Below are 20,661 nucleotides of genomic sequence, written 5' to 3' on the forward strand. Positions count from 1 at the left end.
ATTGACCATTTGTTTTATTATAAATAACTTTTATTGGGGTTAATTATTATTTAAAGTCCCCCAAATTAAATACTAAAAAACCTAACATGACTTTAAAATAAGAATTGCATAATTAATTATTTTTGAGATTAAAACCATTTCACGGTAATAATATTTTGAATTTATTAATAATTACATTTTGCAAACCTCAGTTAAAAAAAATCGTATACCACTAAGACTTACTGATACGCTCTAATTTGCAATAAAGTTGGGGTGTCAATAACTTTAAACTATTTTAGTATACGTGTAAAGCTAGCTTAATGCAAACATTTTACCATTACAACTTGTCGCAATTAAACCCCTTATAACTACCATTTAAATAATTTTTTTAATAATTTTTACTTAATCATTAAAAAATGACGCAATAAACTTTGCCCTTATTATTAAAATTTTAATTTAGCTGCTCGAAAGTTTCGTTAAATCGATTAATTACTAAATGAAAGATACTATTCTTTTACGTATACAAATAATAGCCGCGTCATCTCAATACGCGCATTGGAAGTCCACTGTGTGGAACGTTTAGTACGCTGTAGTAAAAACTAACTGATTACTTTTTTATTCCTCATTCGTAAATATAGTGTGATTTTTTTCATGAACTCCATGAAAAAATAATGGCGTTTCGGTGTCTAACTATTTTATCAACTTTAAAAATAAAATTAAATAAATATATGAATAGAACAACAACAAAACAAAACCTAGTAGCCAAAATACTCAGTATATGTATTTTGAGCCTACTATTCTGTGGCACTGCGTTTAGCCAAGTGCTCACAGGAACAAAAACAATTCCAGGAGATTACTCTTCTATTGCAAATGCCCTAACTGACATCAATACAAATGGTGTTGGAACCGGTGGGGTAACTTTTAATATAGCTGCAGGCTATACTGAAACCATTACAGCTAAGTTATTACTTACGGCAACTGGAACAGCAACCGACTCTATTATTTTTCAAAAAAGTGGTGCGGGACCAAATCCTTTAATAACTGCTCATGTAGGAACAGCAACCGTAACCAGTGCAAGTCCTGATGGCATTTGGGCTATTGCCGGTTCTGATTATGTTAGAATTGATGGAATTGATTTATTAGATCCTACTACCAATACAACTGCCACTACTTCTATGGAGTATGGTTATGGTATTTTTAAAGTATCTGCTACCAATGGTGCTCAAAACAACATTATTAAAAATTGTACTATTACTTTAAACCCTGTAAATAATACGACATGGACAGTTGGTCATATCGGATCAAGCGGTATTGTAATGCACAATACTACTCATGCCGCTGCTGCTACAAATATTACTATTACTTCTGCTGCAGGTAGAAGTGCTTTTAATAAATTTCACAGCAATACTATTAAAAACTGTAATGCAGGTATCTCACTTGTAGGTTATGCTGCCAGCTCTCCTTTTACTTTAGCAGATACGCTAAATGATATTGGTGGTAATTCTTTGGCAACAGGAAATTCTATCATAAACTTTGGAGGCGCTGCTGCTGCTGCCAATGCTGCGACAGGTATTTATTCAATCAACCAATGGGGTATCAATTGCTCTTATAATACTTTAAATAATAATGATGGAAGTGGTGTAAACCATGTGAATACTTTAAGAGGTATTTATCTAAACTCAGCTACAAGTGCTGCAGGAAATTGTAATTACAATACTGTAACACTTAAAGGAGGGGGAACAACACAAACCCTTTATGCTATAGATGTGGAATTTGGTGCTACTGCTACTACAAATACCGTTAACATAAATAACAACACGGTAGAAAACTGTACTTATACCACTGCTACTTCAGGTCCATTTTATGGAATTTATGCCTCTACTACTCCAGCTACACTTAATATTAACAATAATATTGTACGTAATAATAGTATCAGTGCATCAACCGGTTTGCTTTATGGTATTAACTGGACCAGCCCTACAAACTTATCTATTCAAAATAACCAAGTATATAGTTTATCGAGAAGTGGAGCAGGAACAACAGGGGGAATATATAGTGCTAGTGGTTCTACCAATGAAGTGATTAATAACAATACTGTGTATGATCTAACAAACACTAATACTTCATCAACGTCATCAACAATATATGGCATTTACCAAAATACTGCTGGAGGAACAAAAGAGTTTAAAAACAATACGGTTTATAACTTATCTGCTGTTGGCAGTACTGCTACAGGAAATACCATTATTGGTATGAATATTTTAAGAGCCACTACTCTTGATATTAGCTCAAATACGGTTTATGGAATAAGTGGCACGGGTTCAACTGTAACCGGAATTTCATTACCTGCAGCTGTAGTCGGAACATACACCGCTTATAAAAATAAAGTATATGATCTTTCGTCAACCATTGCAGCGCCTTTAATTTCAGGAATTTCTATTGCAGGAAGTACAGCAAGTACTACTTTTAACATTTATAATAACCTTATTGGTGATTTAAGGGCCTCTGCAGCCAGTGGTGCTGACATAATTAGGGGTATAAATATTACAAACTCTTCGGCAACCAGTACTATCAATGTTTTCTATAATACTATTAACATCAGTGCTACTTCTAGCGGAACTAACTTTGGAACAAGCGGTATTTTCCATACTACAAGCACAACGGCTACTACTGCTACTTTAAATTTAAGAAATAATATTATTGTAAATACCTCTGTTCCTAATGGAACAGGATTAACTGCAGCTTACAGAAGATCAAGTACAACACTGACTAACTATGCAACAACATCAAACAATAATCTTTTTTATACTGACTTAACTGGTAACAGAACTATATTTTATGATGGAACCAATAAAGATTCAACTATCAGTTTATTTAAAACGAGAATGGTAACCCGTGACCAAGCTTCTATAACTGAAAATCCAACATGGGTTAGTATTAGTGGTTCTAATACAAACTTTTTAAATTTAGTAACTTCAACACCTACTCAAATTGAAAGTAAAGCATTAAATATTACTTCTCCTGCTATTACAGTTGATTTTAACGGTAATATTCGCCAGGGCAATGTAGGCTATCCAACTCAGGTAAACGGTGGTGGAACTGCTCCTGATTTGGGTGCATGGGAATTTGACGGAACGCCATTATCGGCACCTACCATTTCAAGTCCAGTAACTACTCCTGCAGGTAACCAATGTACTGCAAGTTCACGCACCATTGATGTAACTGTTACAAATATTTCAGGAAGCATTACTTCAGTAACTTTAAATTATGCTTTCAATGGAGTTGCACAAACTCCGGTTACCATGACCAATACTACCGGAAATATATGGGAAGCTATTATTCCGGTTGCAAGTCCGGCTAATGCCTCTGTAACCTGGAGTGTTACTGCTACTAACAGCGTTCCTTTATCTAATACATTCGTGGGTACTTCTTATGGTGATGAACCTTTAACCGGTTATTTAACAACAATATCGGCTCCTGCGGGCCCGGTTTGTGCAGGTCAGCCTACAACAGTAAGCGCGATTGTATATAAACCCGGAGTTAGCCCTGTTGTTGGATTAGGAGCCACCACAAGTGCAACTTATCCAAACCCATTTTATAGCTTATGGTCAAATACCCATAACCAGTATTTGATTACTGCAGCCGAACTAATTGCAGGTGGCGTTTCAGCAGGTAATATTACTTCACTTGGAATTGATATTACGGTTACCAATTTAGCATTAAACGCTTTAAGTATTAAAATGGCTAATACAACAGCTACCAATGTAAGTTCTTTCTTAGCCGCTTCGTTTACTACTGTATATAGTGCAGCCACTTATACACCAATAGTTGGATTAAATACTTTAACTTTCAGTACCCCTTTTAACTGGGATGGTGTTTCAAATGTAGTAATTGAAATTTGCCATGGTAATTCAGGTAGTTCTGCAACTATGAATAGTACAGCATTGGTAGATAACACATCATATGTTTCTACTATTCATACACATGTAAGTGCGTCTTCGGCAGGTTCCGCTACTTGTGCTGATTTAACTTCAAATCTTACAACATATTCTATAAGACCCAAATTTACTTTTGGAGGTCTTGCAAATAATCCACTTAGTTCATACACCTGGACCGATGGTTCAACTACTGTTGGGACTGGCAACCCGTTAATTGTTTCTCCAACTGTTAATACAAGTTATAGCTTCACTGCAACAGATGCCAACGGTTGTTCAATCGCATCTACTACTCCAGCATCGGTAACAGTAACAACCAGCACTTTTTCAGGAACAATGAGTGTTGGTGCCGGACAAACTTATACTACTATAACTGATGCGGTAAACGCATACAATACAGCTTGTTCTATAAGCGGCCCGGTAGTTTTTGAATTGATAAATGCTACTTATGGTGCAGGTGAAACATTCCCTATTGTTATCAGTCCGAAACAACCAGCTACAGCCAGCAACGGATTAACCATCAGACCAGCAAGTGGAAACAACGTAACTATTTCAGGTAAATCTCTTACCTCAATATTCAAATTAGATGGTGCTGATTACTTTACATTGGATGGTTCAAATAATGCGACCAGCTCAAGAAACTTAACCATTATAAACGACTCAAACACTACTGCTGGAAGTGCTGTTATATGGTTGGCAAGTACAAGCGCAAGCAATGGAGCTAATAATAATTCCATTAAAAACTGTATACTTCAGGGAAGAGATTCAGCAACAACAGAAATTGTTGTTTTCTCAGGGGGAACTACCGGTATTGGCGCAGGTACATTTAATGCTTTAACCAATAACAACAACAACCTAATACAAAACAATGTTATACAACGTGCTAAATACGGTATTTGGTTAAAAGGAACTTCTACAACTGTATTAGATTCAAACAACAGAATTATCAATAACCAATTAGGTCTTGCTACTTCTAATGGATTTAATTCGGGAGGTATTGTTATTCAATTCCAAAAAAATGGTCTGGTTCAAAAAAATAATGTAAGAGGTGTAAGAGGTACAGGAGGTCTTACCAACGCAGGAGGCTCTAGTCCTGTTATTACAGCTCTTTACTTAAGACAATGTATTAACACTAGTATTAATGCCAATAGCATTTCTGCATTTAACTATACAGGAACTGGTACTAACAGATCGCATGTTTTATATGTAGAATCACCCGCATTTTCAACAGTAGGAAATCCATCAAATAATATTATTTCTAACAATGCTATTTTTGATGCAAGAGTTAGCTCAACAGGCCCATCAACATGGACTATTACCGGCTTAAGCTTAAATGGAGGTTATGGCGATAAAATTTACTTTAACTCTGTAAACTTAACAGGTGTAGTAAATGTAACAGCCGGACCTGCTGCTGCATTTAGTAATGGTAACGCTGAACAAACTACCTTAACCAGTACTATTGATTTGCGTAATAACATATTTGTTATTAACGGTTCATCAACTACAACAGCTACATTCTATTCAAACTACTGGCAATCGGCCAGCTACGCAGGCAGCACACTGAACTACAATTTATTACGTTCTGTTTCAACAGCTTCAGCAACAGCTAATATTGGATATAACGGTTCAGCACAAGCTACATTAGCCGCATGGAAAACAGCAACTTCACAAGAAGCTAATTCAATAAATGTTGATCCGCTTTTTGCCTCTAATACAGTGCTTGTACCAGGCTTGGGAAGTCCAGCAGTAGCTGCAGGTATTGCTATTACTAATTTCACAATTGATATTGTTGACTCGGTAAGAAGTAACCCTCCTACAATTGGTGCTTACGATAAAGCAATTGATGTTTCTGGACCGGTTATTACTTATACCAATCTTACAAACATCAATCAACTAACTAACAGAACTGTTACCGGTTTTGCTACTATTACCGATGTTAGCACGGTAGATGTAGGTACAAACAAACCTAGAATTTACTTCAAAAAAGGTTCTGACGCCAATGTATTAGGCACCTACCCTGCTGATAATAATTCATCATTCAATGGATGGAAATATGTGGAAGCAACAAACACAACTTCACCATTTAACTTCACCATTGATTATTCACTTTTATTAGGTGGTGCAAGTGTTAACTTTAATGATACTATTTTATATTTTGTTGTTGCACAGGATGCTTTAGGCAATGTAAGCAGTAATCCATCTGCAGGCTTTACCGCTACTTCGGTATCAGCATTAACAGCAGTACCAACTACACCAAACGGTTACTTAATAGTCGATGCTCCAATGACAGGTACTTATACTGTTGGTGTTAGTGGCAATTATCCTAACTTAAACAGTGCTGCATTTGCTTTAAATACAAGAGGCGTGCAAGGTGATGTAAACTTTAATATTATCAGTAATATTACAGAACCAGCTACAGTTGTTATTACACAATGGACAGAAACAGGTGCAGGTAATTACAAAGTACGTATTGCCCCTACCGGTACTGATACTATTTTTGCTAACTCTGCCAACTCAGGTGTTATTGTTCTTTTTGGTGCAGACAGGGTTACTATTGATGGTAGAATTGGTGGTACAGGAAATAACCTTACTATTGTTAATACCAATACTGCTGCTATAAGCGTAGGTATTTTAGTAGCAAGTGCCGGAACTGGTTTAGGTTGTGTAAACGATTCTATTGTTAATGTAAATATATTAGCTGGAACCAACACTGCTAACGCTATTGGTATCCAAGCACAAGGGGATAACAATAACAATTTGGTTATTCAAAACAACGTAATTAAACGTGCTCAAATTGGTGTTAACGTGTTTACGACTAATTACCCTGCGGGAGCTAATACAGGCTTAAACATTTCAGGTAATATAATTGGTGATGTTTTAAATACTTTAAATGTAAATATAGGTGGTATTAACATTGCTAATTCTCCACAAGCCAGTATTGCTCAAAACAAAATTTACAATGTAAACAGTACAGGAAGTACCAATAACTATGGTATCCAGGTTGGTGCTAATTCAAGTAAATCTACTATCATAGGAAATAAAATTGATACCGTTACCAATGCCAGCACAAGTGGCTATGGAGCATACGGTATTAATATAGCTGGTTCAGATACATTGACTATTGCCAATAATATAGTTACAAGAATGGCTATTTATAATTACTCTACTACCAGTACTACTTATAATCCTTTTGGAATCAGGATTGCATCAGGTAGCGGGCACCGTATTTATTACAATAGTGTAAATTTATATGGTTCTTCTCTTGGTGGTGGTACAACAGGTACTTTATCAGCTGCTCTATTAACCGTAGTTGGAAGTAACTTAGATATCCGTAATAATATTTTTGCAAATAGTTATGTTGGTGTATCAGGCTCACAAAGTTTTGCTGTATACAATTCAGCTATTACTCCTTATGCCATCATTAATAACAACAACTATTATGCATCGGGTACATATGGTGTACTAGGGTATTATACTGCAAACAGAACAACTATTGGTGCGTGGAGAACTGCTGTTGGCCAAGATGTTATTTCTATCAGTGCTAATCCTTCATATACCAGCAACAATGATTTAACTATTAATTCAGGTGCCACAGCTAATCAAATGGAATCTGCTGGTGCTACCGTTGCAGTAACAACTGATTTTAACGGAGACCCACGTCCTAAAACAATACCTACCAGTTATAATGGCAACACAGCTCCTGATATGGGTGCAATTGAATTTGACGGACAACCAATTGATTTAATTCCTCCTACTATTACTTACACTACTTTTACCAACACATCATTACTGACTAATAGAAGTATAACAGCAACTATTATCGATTTACAATCAGGTATTGATAGTATTGGAAACTCACCAAGGGTTTATTTCAAAAAAACAACCGATGCCAATACTTTTGGAGGAAACACTGCAAGTGATAATGGTTGGAAATATACTTCAGCTACCAAGTCGGGTAATAACTTTACTGCAACTATTGACTACAGCATTATTAATACAGGTGTTGTTAATGTAAATGATACTATTCAATACTTTGTAGTAGCTCAGGATTTAGCTACTGTACCTAATGTTATTGCTAATCCTTCAACAGGTTTTGTAGCAACAAGCGTTAGTTCCATTACTGCTGCTCCTACTACACCAAACTATTATGTAGTAACAGCGGCTCCGCTTGCTGGTAGTTACACAGTTGGTGCCGGTGGTAATTTTATTACTTTAACAGATGCAGTTAATAACTTAAACTTAAGAGGTGTTAGTGCTAACGTAACATTTGAACTAACAGATGCAACTTATACTACTCCTGCTGAAACATTCCCGCTTACCATTAACCAAATAAGTGGTGCAAATGCCGGTAGTAGATTTACGATTAAACCTTCGTCAGGTAATACAACTACTATTACAGGAAGTAATGCTTTATCTATCATCAAATTAAATGGAGCTGATTATGTTACTATTGATGGTTCAAACAATGGAACTACAACCAAAGATTTAACCATTATCAATACCAGCAATACAGCTAATTCAGCTACTATTTGGTTAGCCAGTTTAGGTGCAAACAGCGGAGCAACAAACAATAAAATACAAAATACCATTATTAACGGAGCTTCAACTTCTACAGTAAGTGTATTTGGTATTTACTCTGCCGGTAACACCATTTCAAATACAACAACCGGTGAAGACAATGATACATTAACAATTGACAACAATGAATTCAATACACTAGGTGTTGGTATTTATTTATCAGGAACAAGCACTAATAACCATAAAAACATAACTATTACCAACAATACTATAGGAAATAGTACTGTGGCAAATACTGTAATCAGTTTAGGTATTTATGCTTTAAGAGTAAATGGATTAGTGATTGCCAACAATTTAGTTAAAAACATTGTGGGTGCTAATACAGGAAGTCCGATTAACTCAGATGGTACTGAAGGTATTTTATTAGAATCTGGTGTATCAAATGCAACAATAACCAAAAACACTGTTGACAATGTTGTATATACCGGAACTGGTGGATACGGAGGAAAAGGTATTGATATCAACACAGGTATTGCTAACAGTAATATTGAAGTTACTAATAATATGGTATCAAATATGATGGGAGACGGATGGAGTGCGTTGGGTACTGATGCAATAGTAGGAATACGTATATTAGGTACAACGGGGAATGTTCGTTTATACCATAATACAGTCCATTTAACAGGTATTGCCAACAGAACATCTGCTACCGTTTCAGCAGCCGTTTATGCTGCAGCAGGAGTTACTAATTTAAATGTTAGAAATAATATTTTTATGAATGGAATAGTTAATAACACAACTGCTTCAAAAGCTTTCGCTGCAGGTACTGATATTACCAATCCGGCTACTATAACTATTAATTATAATAACTATTTTGTTTATGGAACACAAGGTATCTTTGGTTACTTAGGTGGTGATGTAGCTTCACTTACAGCATGGAAAGCCGCTATTGGACAAGATGCAAACTCAATTAACGATTCAACAAGATTTGTATCATTAACCAATTTGCATTTAACAAGTACATCAATTGGAAACTTTAGTATGAAAGCAGCTCCAATAAGTGGAGTAAATACTGATATTGATAACCAAGCGCGTACTGCACCATTCTATTATATGGGTGCTGATGAAATTCCAAGTTCTCCACTTCCTGTAACATTAACTTCATTAACAGCCAATGTTAAAGAAAACAATGTACTTGTTTCGTGGACAACAGCTTCAGAAGTTAACAACAAAGGTTTTGAAGTAGAACGCTCAATTGATGGTACTGAATTTGCTACAATAGCCTTTGTTAAAGGTGCTGGTAATAGTAGCAATGTAAATAGCTATAGCAAATTGGACTTAAATGCATTCAATACAACAGCAAGCAATACTATTTACTATCGCTTAAAACAAGTTGATTTTGATGGTAAATACACTTACTCGCAAATAGTTAAAGTTTACAAAAACCTAGAAGCATTTAGCGCAGTAGCAATTTACCCTAATCCGTTTGTTAGCCAAGTAACAGTTTCATTTAATGCAGCTACTCAATCAACTGCTGTTATTGAAATTCTAGATATACAAGGTAAAGTAGTAGCAACCAAAATAGCTAACACCGTAAATGGTACTAACACTGTTGAAGTTAATAATACTGACAACTTACAAGCAGGTATCTATTTTGCTCGTTTAACCTTAAATGGAGAGTCGCAAGTAATAAAACTTGTTAAAACCAACTAATAAAATAGTTAAATAAATTTACTAAAAAGGCGGGCTCATATTTTTGAGTCCGCCCTTTTTATTGCCTTTGTTTTCGGTTAGGTTTTGATACATTTATTCCCTTTTTAAGTAGGCTGTAAACTTGGAAAAAGACAAAATGCATTCATTAACAGATAATTATTTTAATATTTTTTTAAAATAAAATTAGTCTTTATCAAATTATTAGTTTACCCTTGCATCTCATATTTAATAAATTAATACAATGCAAGAAGGAAAAGTGAAGTTCTTTAATGAAACAAAAGGCTTCGGATTTATTTCTCCGAATGAAGGAGGAGATGACATTTTCGTACACTCATCAGGTATCGTTGATCGTATTCGCGAGAATGACACAGTAGTATTTGAAACAGAAAAAGGCCCAAAAGGCATCAATGCAGTAAGGGTAAAATTGAAATAATATTTTAATGATCGTTACGAAGAAGTATACCAATTGGTATACTTTTTTTTTGCCCTTTACTGAACTGAAATAAACAGCTAAAAATTAAAAACCAATTCATTTATAAAGTTGTACCACAACTCATTAACAGGCACAACCGGGTTATAATCATTCATGACGCGTAAGGTTAAATTATACGACAAATTTTTATTTATTCTATAGCCAAATCGGGTATGAGCCCCCAATCTGGGATTAGAAAAACTTGGTAATACACGTAAATAATAATAAACAGCTGCATCAATGGTAATCGTATTATTGATGAAATGATCGTAACTAAAATAACAGTTAAAACGAGGGTTAATTACCTCAACCGGGTTTGTATTAAGTGGTAATCGTTCAGTGGGCACACCATCGTAATTCCACTTTTCGTATTCCAATAAAAAACCGGCACCCGCAGCCAATGAAAGAGTAGTATCCCTGTATATTCTTTTTCGCATATTGGCTGTACCTGATATTTTACTTTGTAAGCCACGTGCTTCAAGCCATTGGTATTGTGCAAAATATTCAGGATACAAAGAGCGCGTTATATCCTTTCTAAACCTGGCAAACAAATAGCCACCGCTAATTACAGTAGTATTTCCATTGGTTATTATTTGTGTATTATTGGCTAAAGTGAGTATGTTTTTCTTTAACCTAATGGCTACCTCTGCCCTCCCCGAAAACTGGTTCACCACCTCTTTTTGTGTTTGCGAGCTAAAAGAACCAGCAAAAGAGCCGGCATAGTGTTGATTGGTATCCAAAGGAATTAAAACAAAACCTTCCGGAAATAAAAACTGGCTAAAACCAGTAAAAGGAATAAAAACCAATACCCAAAATGAAAAAAAACAACGAAAAACTGCAGCCATAATAATTCACAAAATAAAATAGGCAGAGGCAGTTTAGCTACTCATTATACGGCTAAAAAACTGTTAATAGTTTCCATTAGTAGCCACTTAACTTCTAGTTATTATGTTCTTTTAAAATTTTATTTCATAAAAAAATAAGAATCTTTTAAGGGAATGCAGCGTTTTATTTGTCCTATCAGTCTAACCATTTACTGAAAACAAAAATTGTCTTTAATAATAAAGCATAAAAAATCGGGGATGACCGATAACGAGTTGGTACAGGCCTGTATTCAAAATGATAGTATTGCTCAAAAACAGCTTTTTGAGCAGTATGCCTCTATGCTCCTGGGTGTATGTTTTAGGTATGCACACAATCAGGAAGAAGCAGAAGAAATATTACAACTCGGATTTATTAAAATTTTTAAAAACATAAAAAAATTCAGGTTTGAATCCGCTTTAAAAACTTGGATGATACGCATTATTATAAATACTGCACTTAATTATGTAAAAGCCAATGAAAAAGTAAAATGGGAAAGCGATATTGATGTTTTACTAGACAATAACTCATTTTCAGTAGAACAATTACACCAAATTGACTTGCATACTTTAATGAAATGCATTCAAGAATTGCCAACAGGATATCGTTTAGTTTTAAATTTATTTGCTATTGAAGGGTATTCACATAAAGAAATTGCAGAAGAATTAAATATAAACGAAAGTACCTCCCGCTCACAATTTTCGCGTGCAAAAATTTTATTGCAACAAAAATTACAAGAGCTGGGATTTGAAATAAAAAATTATGCAAAAAGATAATTTTAACGACATATTACAAGAAAGAGCAAAAGAGTTTACAGTTAAACCCTTGTATACAAATTTTGAATCAATAGTTATCGAACAACAAAAAAAACAATTCAAAATAAAAACAAGGATTTTAGTAGGCTTACTATTGCTATTAATTTCGGTGGTTATAGCTTTAAAATTACAATTTACCCAAACTAATATACCGCAAGAAGAAGAGTTAACCTCTTCAAATAAAGAAACAGCAATACCTAATCAAAGTACTACTCAACAAGCCCATTCATCCTCAACAAACACACCAAGTGCAAGTAAAATTATAGTACCAAAAAGCGAGAAATTAAATACTGAAAAAATAATAGTTTCTACTAATAAACCATTAGTAGTTAATAAACCTAATCCAGTAAATAACAAAAATAACAGCACTCCGGCTGCTATGGTTAATAATATAGAAAACAAAGAAAAGCCAAATACAAGTAGCAGTACTCCTAAGTTAGCAAATACTGTAGCCATTAATAATAATCTTAATCCTATTACAGAAACAGCAGCTATTGCTACTCAGGAACCCGTATCTGACACATCAGAAAACATTATTAACACGCTAGACAAGAAAGATACTGTGGTTGCCAATGCAAATAAAGCACAAGCAACAACTCCATCTGATAGTTTGCATAACATTTATAAAAACAAAAAACAAAAAAGCAATTACAGTTTTTCAATAGCTGCTTTTAACAGATATATGCTTGTAAACAATGCTTACAACGGAGCCAACAATTCAGTTATTAAAGATGAATATGGAATTGATTTTAGTGAAAAAGCAAAATCAAGTATGAGCACCGGAATGAGTTTCTATATCAATAAAAATAATTTTAGCTTAGGTGTAGGATTAGCTTATACAACCATTCAATTCAATAAAATTTATAATGCCTCCGATATTTATAACAATAAATCCGCTGATAGTATTTTAACAAATGAGCTTGCTACCAAAAGTCCTGCGGGTTATAAAAGAAATATTATAGACCAAAACTTACGCTATATTGAAATACCAGTAAGCTTATCGTATAAATTTGGAAACAAAGCATTCCATTTCAGTAGCCAGGTTGGGGCATCTTTCCAATGGCTTTTGAGTACCGAAACCTACCTGTTTGAAACTAACAATAAGCAAATTGATTTTAAAACAATTGATGATGCTAAGGACCAACGATTCCAACATTTTCAAATTACCTATTTTACTTCGGTACATGCCAATTACCAAATAAGTAAATGGAGCTTCTTTGCAGGGCCAATTATAAAACTACACCAAAATCAATTGTATAACAATGATTTTATAAAAAGAACCCCTCCCTTATTTATAGGTATAGAATCTGGTATTAAATTCAACTTTTAACCATACTTGGTTTCCATCTTTTTGGAGATAGACAATATCTAGTTTTACTTCATCAGTAGTCAATAAATTATGACATTGTTTATTATAAAACAATGCATCACTAAAGCATTAAGCCTTGTCAAATAAGGTATAATAAAAATACTCATATGAAAAAAGCAGTTTTAATCGGAAAGTCAATTATAGTATTGACATTAATTTTTAGTTTAGGTTTTACCAGTTGTAAAAAACAATGGTGGGGAGATGAAGAAGGCAACGGAGGTGGGTCAAATGGAGGAGGAAACCCCAACAATACTGCTATAAAAGGTACAATGGTACGTATATCCTGTGGTGCCAGTATTTATGATAACTTATGGATACAAACAGACGATGGAAAATTATTGCAACCCTGTGCACAATCATTTCAAACCTTATGCCCTATCCTTTTACACGAAGGCGATAGAGTTGATTTCAAATACAGGCCATTTTCAGGCTTTAGCTATATTGACAGCATGTATATCTGTAACATGGTATTGCCCGCTTGCAAACGAGTTATTATTGACTTTATTAATGCTACAAATTCCTGCACACCTATAAAAATAACTCCTGCTTTCAATACACCCAAAAGTGATAATGTAACTATTTTAGGAGCACAAAAAAACGGGACTTGCTTACAACTAAAAATGGGTTTTGGTGGCTGTAACGAAAATACCAAACGTTTCCAGTTAATTACTACAGGTAAGTTATTATCAAGTTACGGACCTCCTGTTTATGCAGCCAAAATAATAGATACAGACCCACAAGACTGCAAAGCCTATTTTGAAAGAGAAACCGGTTACGATATAAGCGTACTAACGGCTAATAAAAAACAAACTGTTTATTTAAAACTGGAAGGCTATAGCCCACTCATTGCTTTAAATTAATCAGTAAAAGAAAAGGCTATTTGAATTCAAATAGCCTTTTCTTTTTACAAGTAATCTTGTATAAAATTATTTTCCAAAAACACGTTTCAATATATCCGTTACCCTATGAAATGGGTCTTGGCGTATTTTAGCTTCTTCTTGGCTTACTTTTAAAAACAAGCCATCCAAAGCCTTTTGAGTAGTATAAGTTGCTAACGAATTTTGTTTAATGGGTGTCCATAACGAACCACCAATAGAAGCCAGATTATAAGCATCAATCAATTGTTGATAAGCTTTCTCTGCAGAATAACCAAGTACTATCGGCTTGCTTAACGAAGTGCGTATACGTGGTGCAAATGCATCCGTTAATTGTTGGTACGTATTGTTTTTTAAATAAGTAGTAGCAGCACTATTGCCACCATTTAAAATAGAAAAACCATCTTGAATAGTAATTTTAGAAATAGCATTGATAAAGATAGTTTTAGCCTGAGGAGCGGCATCTTCGGCAGCCCTGTTAATGGCTAATATCGCATCGTTAACTAATTTTTGACCACCTGGAATTTTACTTAAATTATTTACAATAGGTTGCGCCTCGCTTGGCAATGCCAGTTTAATTAGCGCATCGCTAAAAAAACCATTTGTTCTGCCCAAAATAGAAACAGAGCTATCAGTACCTACACTTAAAGCTGAACGTAAGCCTTTAATTACCTCATCGTTACTTAAAGGTATATTAGTTGATTTGGCTAAACCACCAGCTTGCTTTTGAATTTGTTCCAGCATCTTCGGGTCACAGGCACTAAACAATGCTAATAAACTACATCCTAAAATTAATTTCTTCATACACCGCAATTTTAGTCAAATGTTTGTATAAAAAAATTGCTTTTGAATATAGCTTGTATATATTGCAATCAATCAAAAAAATAAAAATATAACAATATGAGTAATTCTTCTACTGGACATCCAAAAGGGTTGTATCTATTATTTATAACTGAAATGTTTGAAAGATTCAGTTATTATGGAATGAGAGCCATTTTTATCCTATTCCTAACCAAAGCTTTGTTATATGATAAAGTACTGAGTTCTGATATTTATGGAAGTTATACTGGATTGGTATATTTAACACCATTATTAGGTGGCTATATGGCCGATAGATACTGGGGAAACAGAAAATCAATCGTTATTGGAGGTATTATGATGGCTATTGGTCAATTTTTTATGTTCTTAAGTGGCTCTTTTTATACACAAATAGAAATTGCACGTGTACTAATGGTTGGAGGTTTAGGCATGTTGATTTTTGGGAATGGCTTTTTCAAACCTAATATTTCAACAATGGTTGGTCAGCTTTACCCAAAAGGCGATAAAAGAATAGATTCTGCTTTTACCATTTTTTATATGGGAATAAATTTAGGTGCATTTTTATCTCCACTCGTTTGCGGAGGACTTGGAAATACTGGAGATCCTGCCGATTTTAAATGGGGATTCTTAGCAGCATCAATAGGAATGGTTATAAGTACTTCCATATTTGTTTGGCTCAAAAACCACTATATCGTTAGCCCAGAAGGTGAGGCTATTGGAGCTATTCCTAATGCCAATAGAAATTCAAATCAAGCAACTAAAGATAAAACAAAATCAGATTTTACCCAACAACAAGTTTTTACTTGGCTAGGTATTGAAATTGCGCTATTCGTTTTATTCTACTTTCTTGGTCAAGGTGTTATTGGCTCTTTCATATTCTCACTTTCTATTGCCGCTCCAGGTTTTATTATTTCCGATAAAAGTTTAAGTAAAGAAGAAAAGGAACGTATTTGGGTTATTTATATAGTTGCTTTCTTTGTTATTTTCTTTTGGGCAGCTTTTGAACAAGCAGGTGCATCTCTTACTTTCTTTGCCGATGAACAAACACAAAGAGAAATTGGCTTACATTTATCTAAAAGCACATTAACCATGCTATATGGCTTTATTATAGCTATATTAGGGCTAGTAGGTTTTAATGTATTCAACAAAATGAAAAATGAGCAAAAGGGTGTTAGAGAACTCATTCTTCTATTAATCGCTGCAGGAATAGGCTCATTGGTTTATCTAATAAGTGGTATTGCAAATGAAGGAATGGATATTCAAACTATCCCAGCTAGTGCTTTTCAATCGGTAAATGCTATTGCAATTGTAATATTTGCACCTATATTCTCTATTTTGTGGACAGTACTTGGTAAAAGAAACATAGAGCCTGCTTCCCCATACAAACAATCAATTGGCTTATTATTATTAGCCATAGGTTATGCCGTAATTGCGCTCGGAGTAAAAGGAATTGAGCCTTCAACTAAAGTAAACATGATGTGGTTATTAAGTCTTTACCTCATTCATACTTTTGGTGAATTATGTCTCTCTCCTATTGGTCTTTCTATGGTTAATAAATTGGCTCCTGTAAAATTTGCTTCATTATTAATGGGTGTTTGGTTTTTATCTACTGCTTCAGCAAACAAATTTGCTGGAACATTAAGTTCTTATTACCCAGAAACAATGCTTGCTGTTTCAGCGGTTCAAAATGAACAAACAGCTAAAAACTTTGTAATATGTGAGAAGCTAGATAAAAAAGAAACAATTAATGGAACAGACTTCATAAGTATTGATTTGATTAATTTAGAATCTATTAAAGACAAAGATGTAAAAGCAGAAGTTGTAAAAAACATTTTTACCAATTCTGTAATAAAAGAGAAATCTTTTTTAGGGTATAAAATAAATAGCCTTTACTCATTCTTCATGCTTTTTGTATTCATGGCAGGTATAGCTGCAATTATATTATTTTTTCTAAGCAAAAAATTATTGACTATGATGCACGGCATTTCATAATTGAAATACATTTTAATAAACAAACAAAGCCTCTTTACATAAAGAGGCTTTGTTTGTTTATAGACCCTTTAAACAGTCAGCTATTATCTTTATAAAGTAAAACTTCCATTTTATAAAGAATATTTGCATGGCTTAAATTATTTTTTAAATTCGCCCTTAACATGAACAAAAAACACCCTATAGGTCTTCCATTTCTGTTTTTTACAGAAATGTGGGAACGTTTTGGCTACTACTTAATGATTGGCATTTTTCAATTGTACTTAACAACTTCAATAGAAAATGGCGGATTAGAAATGACCCGAGGTGAAGCAGCCGATATTTACGGTACTTTTATAGCCTTTGTTTTCCTAACTCCTTTTTTGGGCGGTTTGTTAGCCGATAGGGTTTTAGGTTATAGTAAATCTATTTTCTTAGGTGGTATTTTAATGGGATTGGGTTATTTAGGCTTAGCTATTCCCGGCACTACCTACTTTTATATTGCTTTGTTTTTAATTGTATTGGGTAATGGTTTTTTTAAACCCAATATTTCAACGCTTTTAGGTAATTTATACAATGACGATAAGTATAAACATTTAAAAGACTCCGGTTATAATATATTTTATTCAGGCATCAATATAGGTGCGGCCAGTTGTACATTTATTGCAGCCTTTATGCGTAATAAGTATGGGTGGAGCTATGCTTTTGCCACTGCCGGTGTAGGAATGTTTGTAGGGCTTATTGTTTATTATATTGGTTTAAAAAACTATAAACATGCCGATGTTTTAAAACCCGCCCAAAAAGAAGATATGCCAATGGCAAAAATTTTCACTACCGTATTTTTACCGGCCATAGCAGTTGGTATAGGAGCATGGTTTATACCTGGCGATATTTTTGGCAGCAACAGCACCGATGCTTTTATTTTTGGAACTATTCCCGTAGTTATATTCTATGTTGGTTTGTACGTAAAAGCCAGTTTAACCGATAAAAAACCAATTGCTGCATTATTGGTTATTATGTTAGTTTCTGTTATGTTTTGGGCTATTTTCAAACAAAATGGAACCGCTTTAACTACTTGGGCTCAATATTATACTGACAGGGAAACACCAACGCTTGTAAAATCGACTGCGGAGAACTTATATTTGGTAGAAAAGGTTACTAATAAAGTAGACTCGGTAGAGGCCTTTAACGATAAATTTTCCATTATAAAGGAAAATGGTAAAGTAAAACGGGTTTGGGATAAAAATATTTATTTCAGAAATTTACAACCCGCTCTTACCCCTGCTGAAAATACAGAAATCGCCTTATTTAATACCGAGTTATTTCAATCTATTAACCCACTTTGGGTTATTTTATTAACTCCCGTTGTGGTCGCATTTTTTGCTTTCCTGAAAAAACGTAATAAGGAACCAAGCACTGCTTCAAAAATTGCAATTGGCTTACTCATTTCTTCATTCAGCACATTGATAATGGTGGGCGCTGTTTATTATTGTAACAATGGTTTGGACAAGGCTTCAGCCTGGTGGCTAATTGGTTGTTATGGAGTGGTTACCATTGGCGAGTTATTTTTAAGCCCAATGGGCTTGTCATTGGTTTCAAAACTAAGTCCTAAGCGCTTAACTGCTTTAATGATGGGTGGGTGGTTTTTGTCTACTTCAATAGGTAATAAACTATCAGGAATTTTGGCTAAAACATGGGATATATATGACAATAAAGCCAATTACTTTTTGGTTAATTTCATGTTATTGGCATTTGCCACGGTAATTATGTTTATGCTTTTAAAATGGTTGAACAAAATTTTAAAAGAGCATATTTAAACAAATACAATTAATTACTAACCAATGGAATTAAGCCGAGAAGTAAATAAATGGTATTTGTTATACACCGCACCAAGGGCAGAAAAAAAAGTCAATATTGAGTTAAGTAAAAAAGGCTTTACTACCTTTTTGCCATTACAAAAAAAATTAGTTCAATGGAGTGATAGGAAGAAATGGATTGAAAATCCGTTGTTTAACTCTTACATCTTTGTATTTACTGCATTAAGTAAGTATTATGAACTTTTAAATACCACTGGAATTGTTAAATTTGTAAGCTTGCAGGGGGTTCCCGTTGAAGTAAGTCAGCAGCAAATTGACTTAGTTAAACTCATGGTTTCCAGCTATCAAGATATTGAAGCCGTTGAAGAATTCATTGCACCAGGGCAAAAAATTAAAATTATTGCAGGACCCTTAATAGGACAAGAAGGAGAGCTAGTTGAGTATAAGTCTCAGAAAAGAGTTCTTATACGTGTTAATAACATTGGCTTCTCTATTTTAGTTCAGGTTCCTAATAATATTTTAAGAAAAACGCTCCAAACAACCTAGTAACCAGTTATATATTTTTTGTTAAATGTAACTGACCTGGCGAAGCTTTGCACTAAAATGAAAAATATCATTTTATCCACTTCCAAATTAACCCGTATATAACACCATCTTACAAACAAGTCCTGTTTGAAAGCATAAGAATTTAAAACTCAAATAATACATGCATAAACTATTAAAAATATTTCTCATTTGTGCTACAGTAGGCTTGGCCTCTTGCGTATCTAATAAGAACTACGTATTGGTACAAAATATGCCCAAAAACGCGGCAGCAAGCGATACAAACAATTTTGGTGTTCAGGCACAAACCAATTATAAAGTTCAGGCAGGCGATGTTATCTTTATTCGTTTTACCACCAATGACGAAAAAATAAACGCCATTTTTGCCGGAACAGGTCAAATGTTACAGATGGCCGCCAATTCATCCAATGGAACACCATTGTACTATACAGGTTATATTATAGATGCACAGGGTTTTATACATTTACCTATTGTTCATGCATTACCTGCATCAGGTAAATCAGTAGCTGAAGTTTATTCAATGATAGAAACTGAATTCAAAAAGTATTATAAAGAGTTTAACTTAATTGTAAACCTGGCCGAATTCAAAATAAATATTATTGGAGAAGTAAATAAACCCGGACGATATAGCTTTTTACAATCCAATGTAAACATATTGGAATTAATAGCCACTGCCGGTGACCTTAAAGACTTAGCAAATAGAAAATCAATCCATATTATTAGAAAAGAGAGCGGTAAAAATAAAGTTATTGATATTGACCTAACTCAAGGTAATTTAATCAATACCGAGTTTTACTATCTTCAACCAAACGACATTGTTTATGTAGAGCCTTTGGGTGTAAGGAAATACGGTAATTTAACATCAGGACAAAATACCATTGGTTTTTTACTCCCACTTTTAAGTACAGCTTTATTGGTACTTAATACCTACATCATTTTAAATAAATAACGGTTAA

General features: G+C 34.2%; 11 protein-coding genes. 9 read left to right on the forward strand and 2 right to left on the reverse strand.

What is annotated here, in order from left to right:
• Positions 1 to 707 precede the first annotated feature (707 nt).
• A complete protein-coding gene (locus V4538_13405; GenBank protein ID MES2382037.1) occupies positions 708 to 10,145 on the forward strand; it encodes a T9SS type A sorting domain-containing protein in 9,438 nt (3,145 codons plus the stop codon).
• Positions 10,146 to 10,386: 241 nt separating this feature from the next.
• Positions 10,387 to 10,578 carry a cold shock domain-containing protein gene (locus V4538_13410; protein ID MES2382038.1) on the forward strand — a complete coding sequence of 64 codons (192 nt, stop codon included), beginning with the start codon at positions 10,387 to 10,389 and terminating at the stop codon, positions 10,576 to 10,578.
• A 77-nt stretch (positions 10,579 to 10,655) separates the two neighbouring features.
• Here the strand turns inward: V4538_13410 and V4538_13415 are convergent, their stop codons facing one another.
• Positions 10,656 to 11,462, reverse strand: coding sequence for a hypothetical protein (locus V4538_13415; GenBank protein MES2382039.1), 807 nt, complete (start codon positions 11,460 to 11,462; stop codon positions 10,656 to 10,658).
• A gap of 237 nt (positions 11,463 to 11,699) precedes the next feature.
• Here V4538_13415 and V4538_13420 point away from each other — a divergent pair, with 237 nt between their 5' ends.
• The 3 genes from V4538_13420 to V4538_13430 all read left to right on the forward strand — a co-directional run bounded on the left by V4538_13420 (position 11,700) and on the right by V4538_13430 (position 14,522).
• Positions 11,700 to 12,254 carry an RNA polymerase sigma factor gene (locus V4538_13420; GenBank protein ID MES2382040.1) on the forward strand — a complete coding sequence of 185 codons (555 nt, stop codon included), beginning with the start codon at positions 11,700 to 11,702 and terminating at the stop codon, positions 12,252 to 12,254.
• Positions 12,241 to 13,623, forward strand: a complete 1,383-nt coding sequence (locus V4538_13425; protein ID MES2382041.1) for a hypothetical protein — start codon at positions 12,241 to 12,243, stop codon at positions 13,621 to 13,623. Before V4538_13420 ends, V4538_13425 begins: the two co-directional genes overlap by 14 nt.
• Before the next feature lie 146 nt (positions 13,624 to 13,769).
• Positions 13,770 to 14,522 carry a hypothetical protein gene (locus tag V4538_13430; protein MES2382042.1) on the forward strand — a complete coding sequence of 251 codons (753 nt, stop codon included), beginning with the start codon at positions 13,770 to 13,772 and terminating at the stop codon, positions 14,520 to 14,522.
• Positions 14,523 to 14,588: 66 nt separating this feature from the next.
• Here the strand turns inward: V4538_13430 and V4538_13435 are convergent, their stop codons facing one another.
• Positions 14,589 to 15,341 carry a DUF4197 domain-containing protein gene (locus V4538_13435; GenBank protein ID MES2382043.1) on the reverse strand — a complete coding sequence of 251 codons (753 nt, stop codon included), beginning with the start codon at positions 15,339 to 15,341 and terminating at the stop codon, positions 14,589 to 14,591.
• 96 nt (positions 15,342 to 15,437) lie between these two features.
• Between V4538_13435 and V4538_13440 the strand changes: the two genes are divergently transcribed.
• The 4 genes from V4538_13440 to V4538_13455 all read left to right on the forward strand — a co-directional run bounded on the left by V4538_13440 (position 15,438) and on the right by V4538_13455 (position 20,654).
• Positions 15,438 to 17,348 (forward strand): peptide MFS transporter, encoded by a 1,911-nt coding sequence (locus V4538_13440; protein ID MES2382044.1) that lies wholly within the window; start codon positions 15,438 to 15,440, stop codon positions 17,346 to 17,348.
• Positions 17,349 to 17,509: 161 nt separating this feature from the next.
• Positions 17,510 to 19,141 (forward strand): peptide MFS transporter, encoded by a 1,632-nt coding sequence (locus tag V4538_13445; protein MES2382045.1) that lies wholly within the window; start codon positions 17,510 to 17,512, stop codon positions 19,139 to 19,141.
• Positions 19,142 to 19,165: 24 nt separating this feature from the next.
• Entirely contained in the window at positions 19,166 to 19,687 is a 522-nt protein-coding gene (locus tag V4538_13450) for a UpxY family transcription antiterminator (protein MES2382046.1), read from the forward strand.
• Positions 19,688 to 19,847: 160 nt separating this feature from the next.
• A complete protein-coding gene (locus V4538_13455; GenBank protein MES2382047.1) occupies positions 19,848 to 20,654 on the forward strand; it encodes a polysaccharide biosynthesis/export family protein in 807 nt (268 codons plus the stop codon).
• Positions 20,655 to 20,661 lie beyond the last annotated feature (7 nt).

The organism is Bacteroidota bacterium (assembly GCA_040388375.1).
Lineage (GTDB): Bacteria > Bacteroidota > Bacteroidia > UKL13-3 > UKL13-3 > JAAFJM01.

Coding starts and splice junctions, on each gene's coding strand:
- V4538_13405 (MES2382037.1), top strand. CDS start 708: ATGAATAGAACAACAACAAAACAAAACCTAGTAGCCAAAATACTCAGT.
- V4538_13410 (MES2382038.1), top strand. CDS start 10,387: ATGCAAGAAGGAAAAGTGAAGTTCTTTAATGAAACAAAAGGCTTCGGA.
- V4538_13415 (MES2382039.1), bottom strand. CDS start 11,462: ATGGCTGCAGTTTTTCGTTGTTTTTTTTCATTTTGGGTATTGGTTTTT.
- V4538_13420 (MES2382040.1), top strand. CDS start 11,700: ATGACCGATAACGAGTTGGTACAGGCCTGTATTCAAAATGATAGTATT.
- V4538_13425 (MES2382041.1), top strand. CDS start 12,241: ATGCAAAAAGATAATTTTAACGACATATTACAAGAAAGAGCAAAAGAG.
- V4538_13430 (MES2382042.1), top strand. CDS start 13,770: ATGAAAAAAGCAGTTTTAATCGGAAAGTCAATTATAGTATTGACATTA.
- V4538_13435 (MES2382043.1), bottom strand. CDS start 15,341: ATGAAGAAATTAATTTTAGGATGTAGTTTATTAGCATTGTTTAGTGCC.
- V4538_13440 (MES2382044.1), top strand. CDS start 15,438: ATGAGTAATTCTTCTACTGGACATCCAAAAGGGTTGTATCTATTATTT.
- V4538_13445 (MES2382045.1), top strand. CDS start 17,510: ATGAACAAAAAACACCCTATAGGTCTTCCATTTCTGTTTTTTACAGAA.
- V4538_13450 (MES2382046.1), top strand. CDS start 19,166: ATGGAATTAAGCCGAGAAGTAAATAAATGGTATTTGTTATACACCGCA.
- V4538_13455 (MES2382047.1), top strand. CDS start 19,848: ATGCATAAACTATTAAAAATATTTCTCATTTGTGCTACAGTAGGCTTG.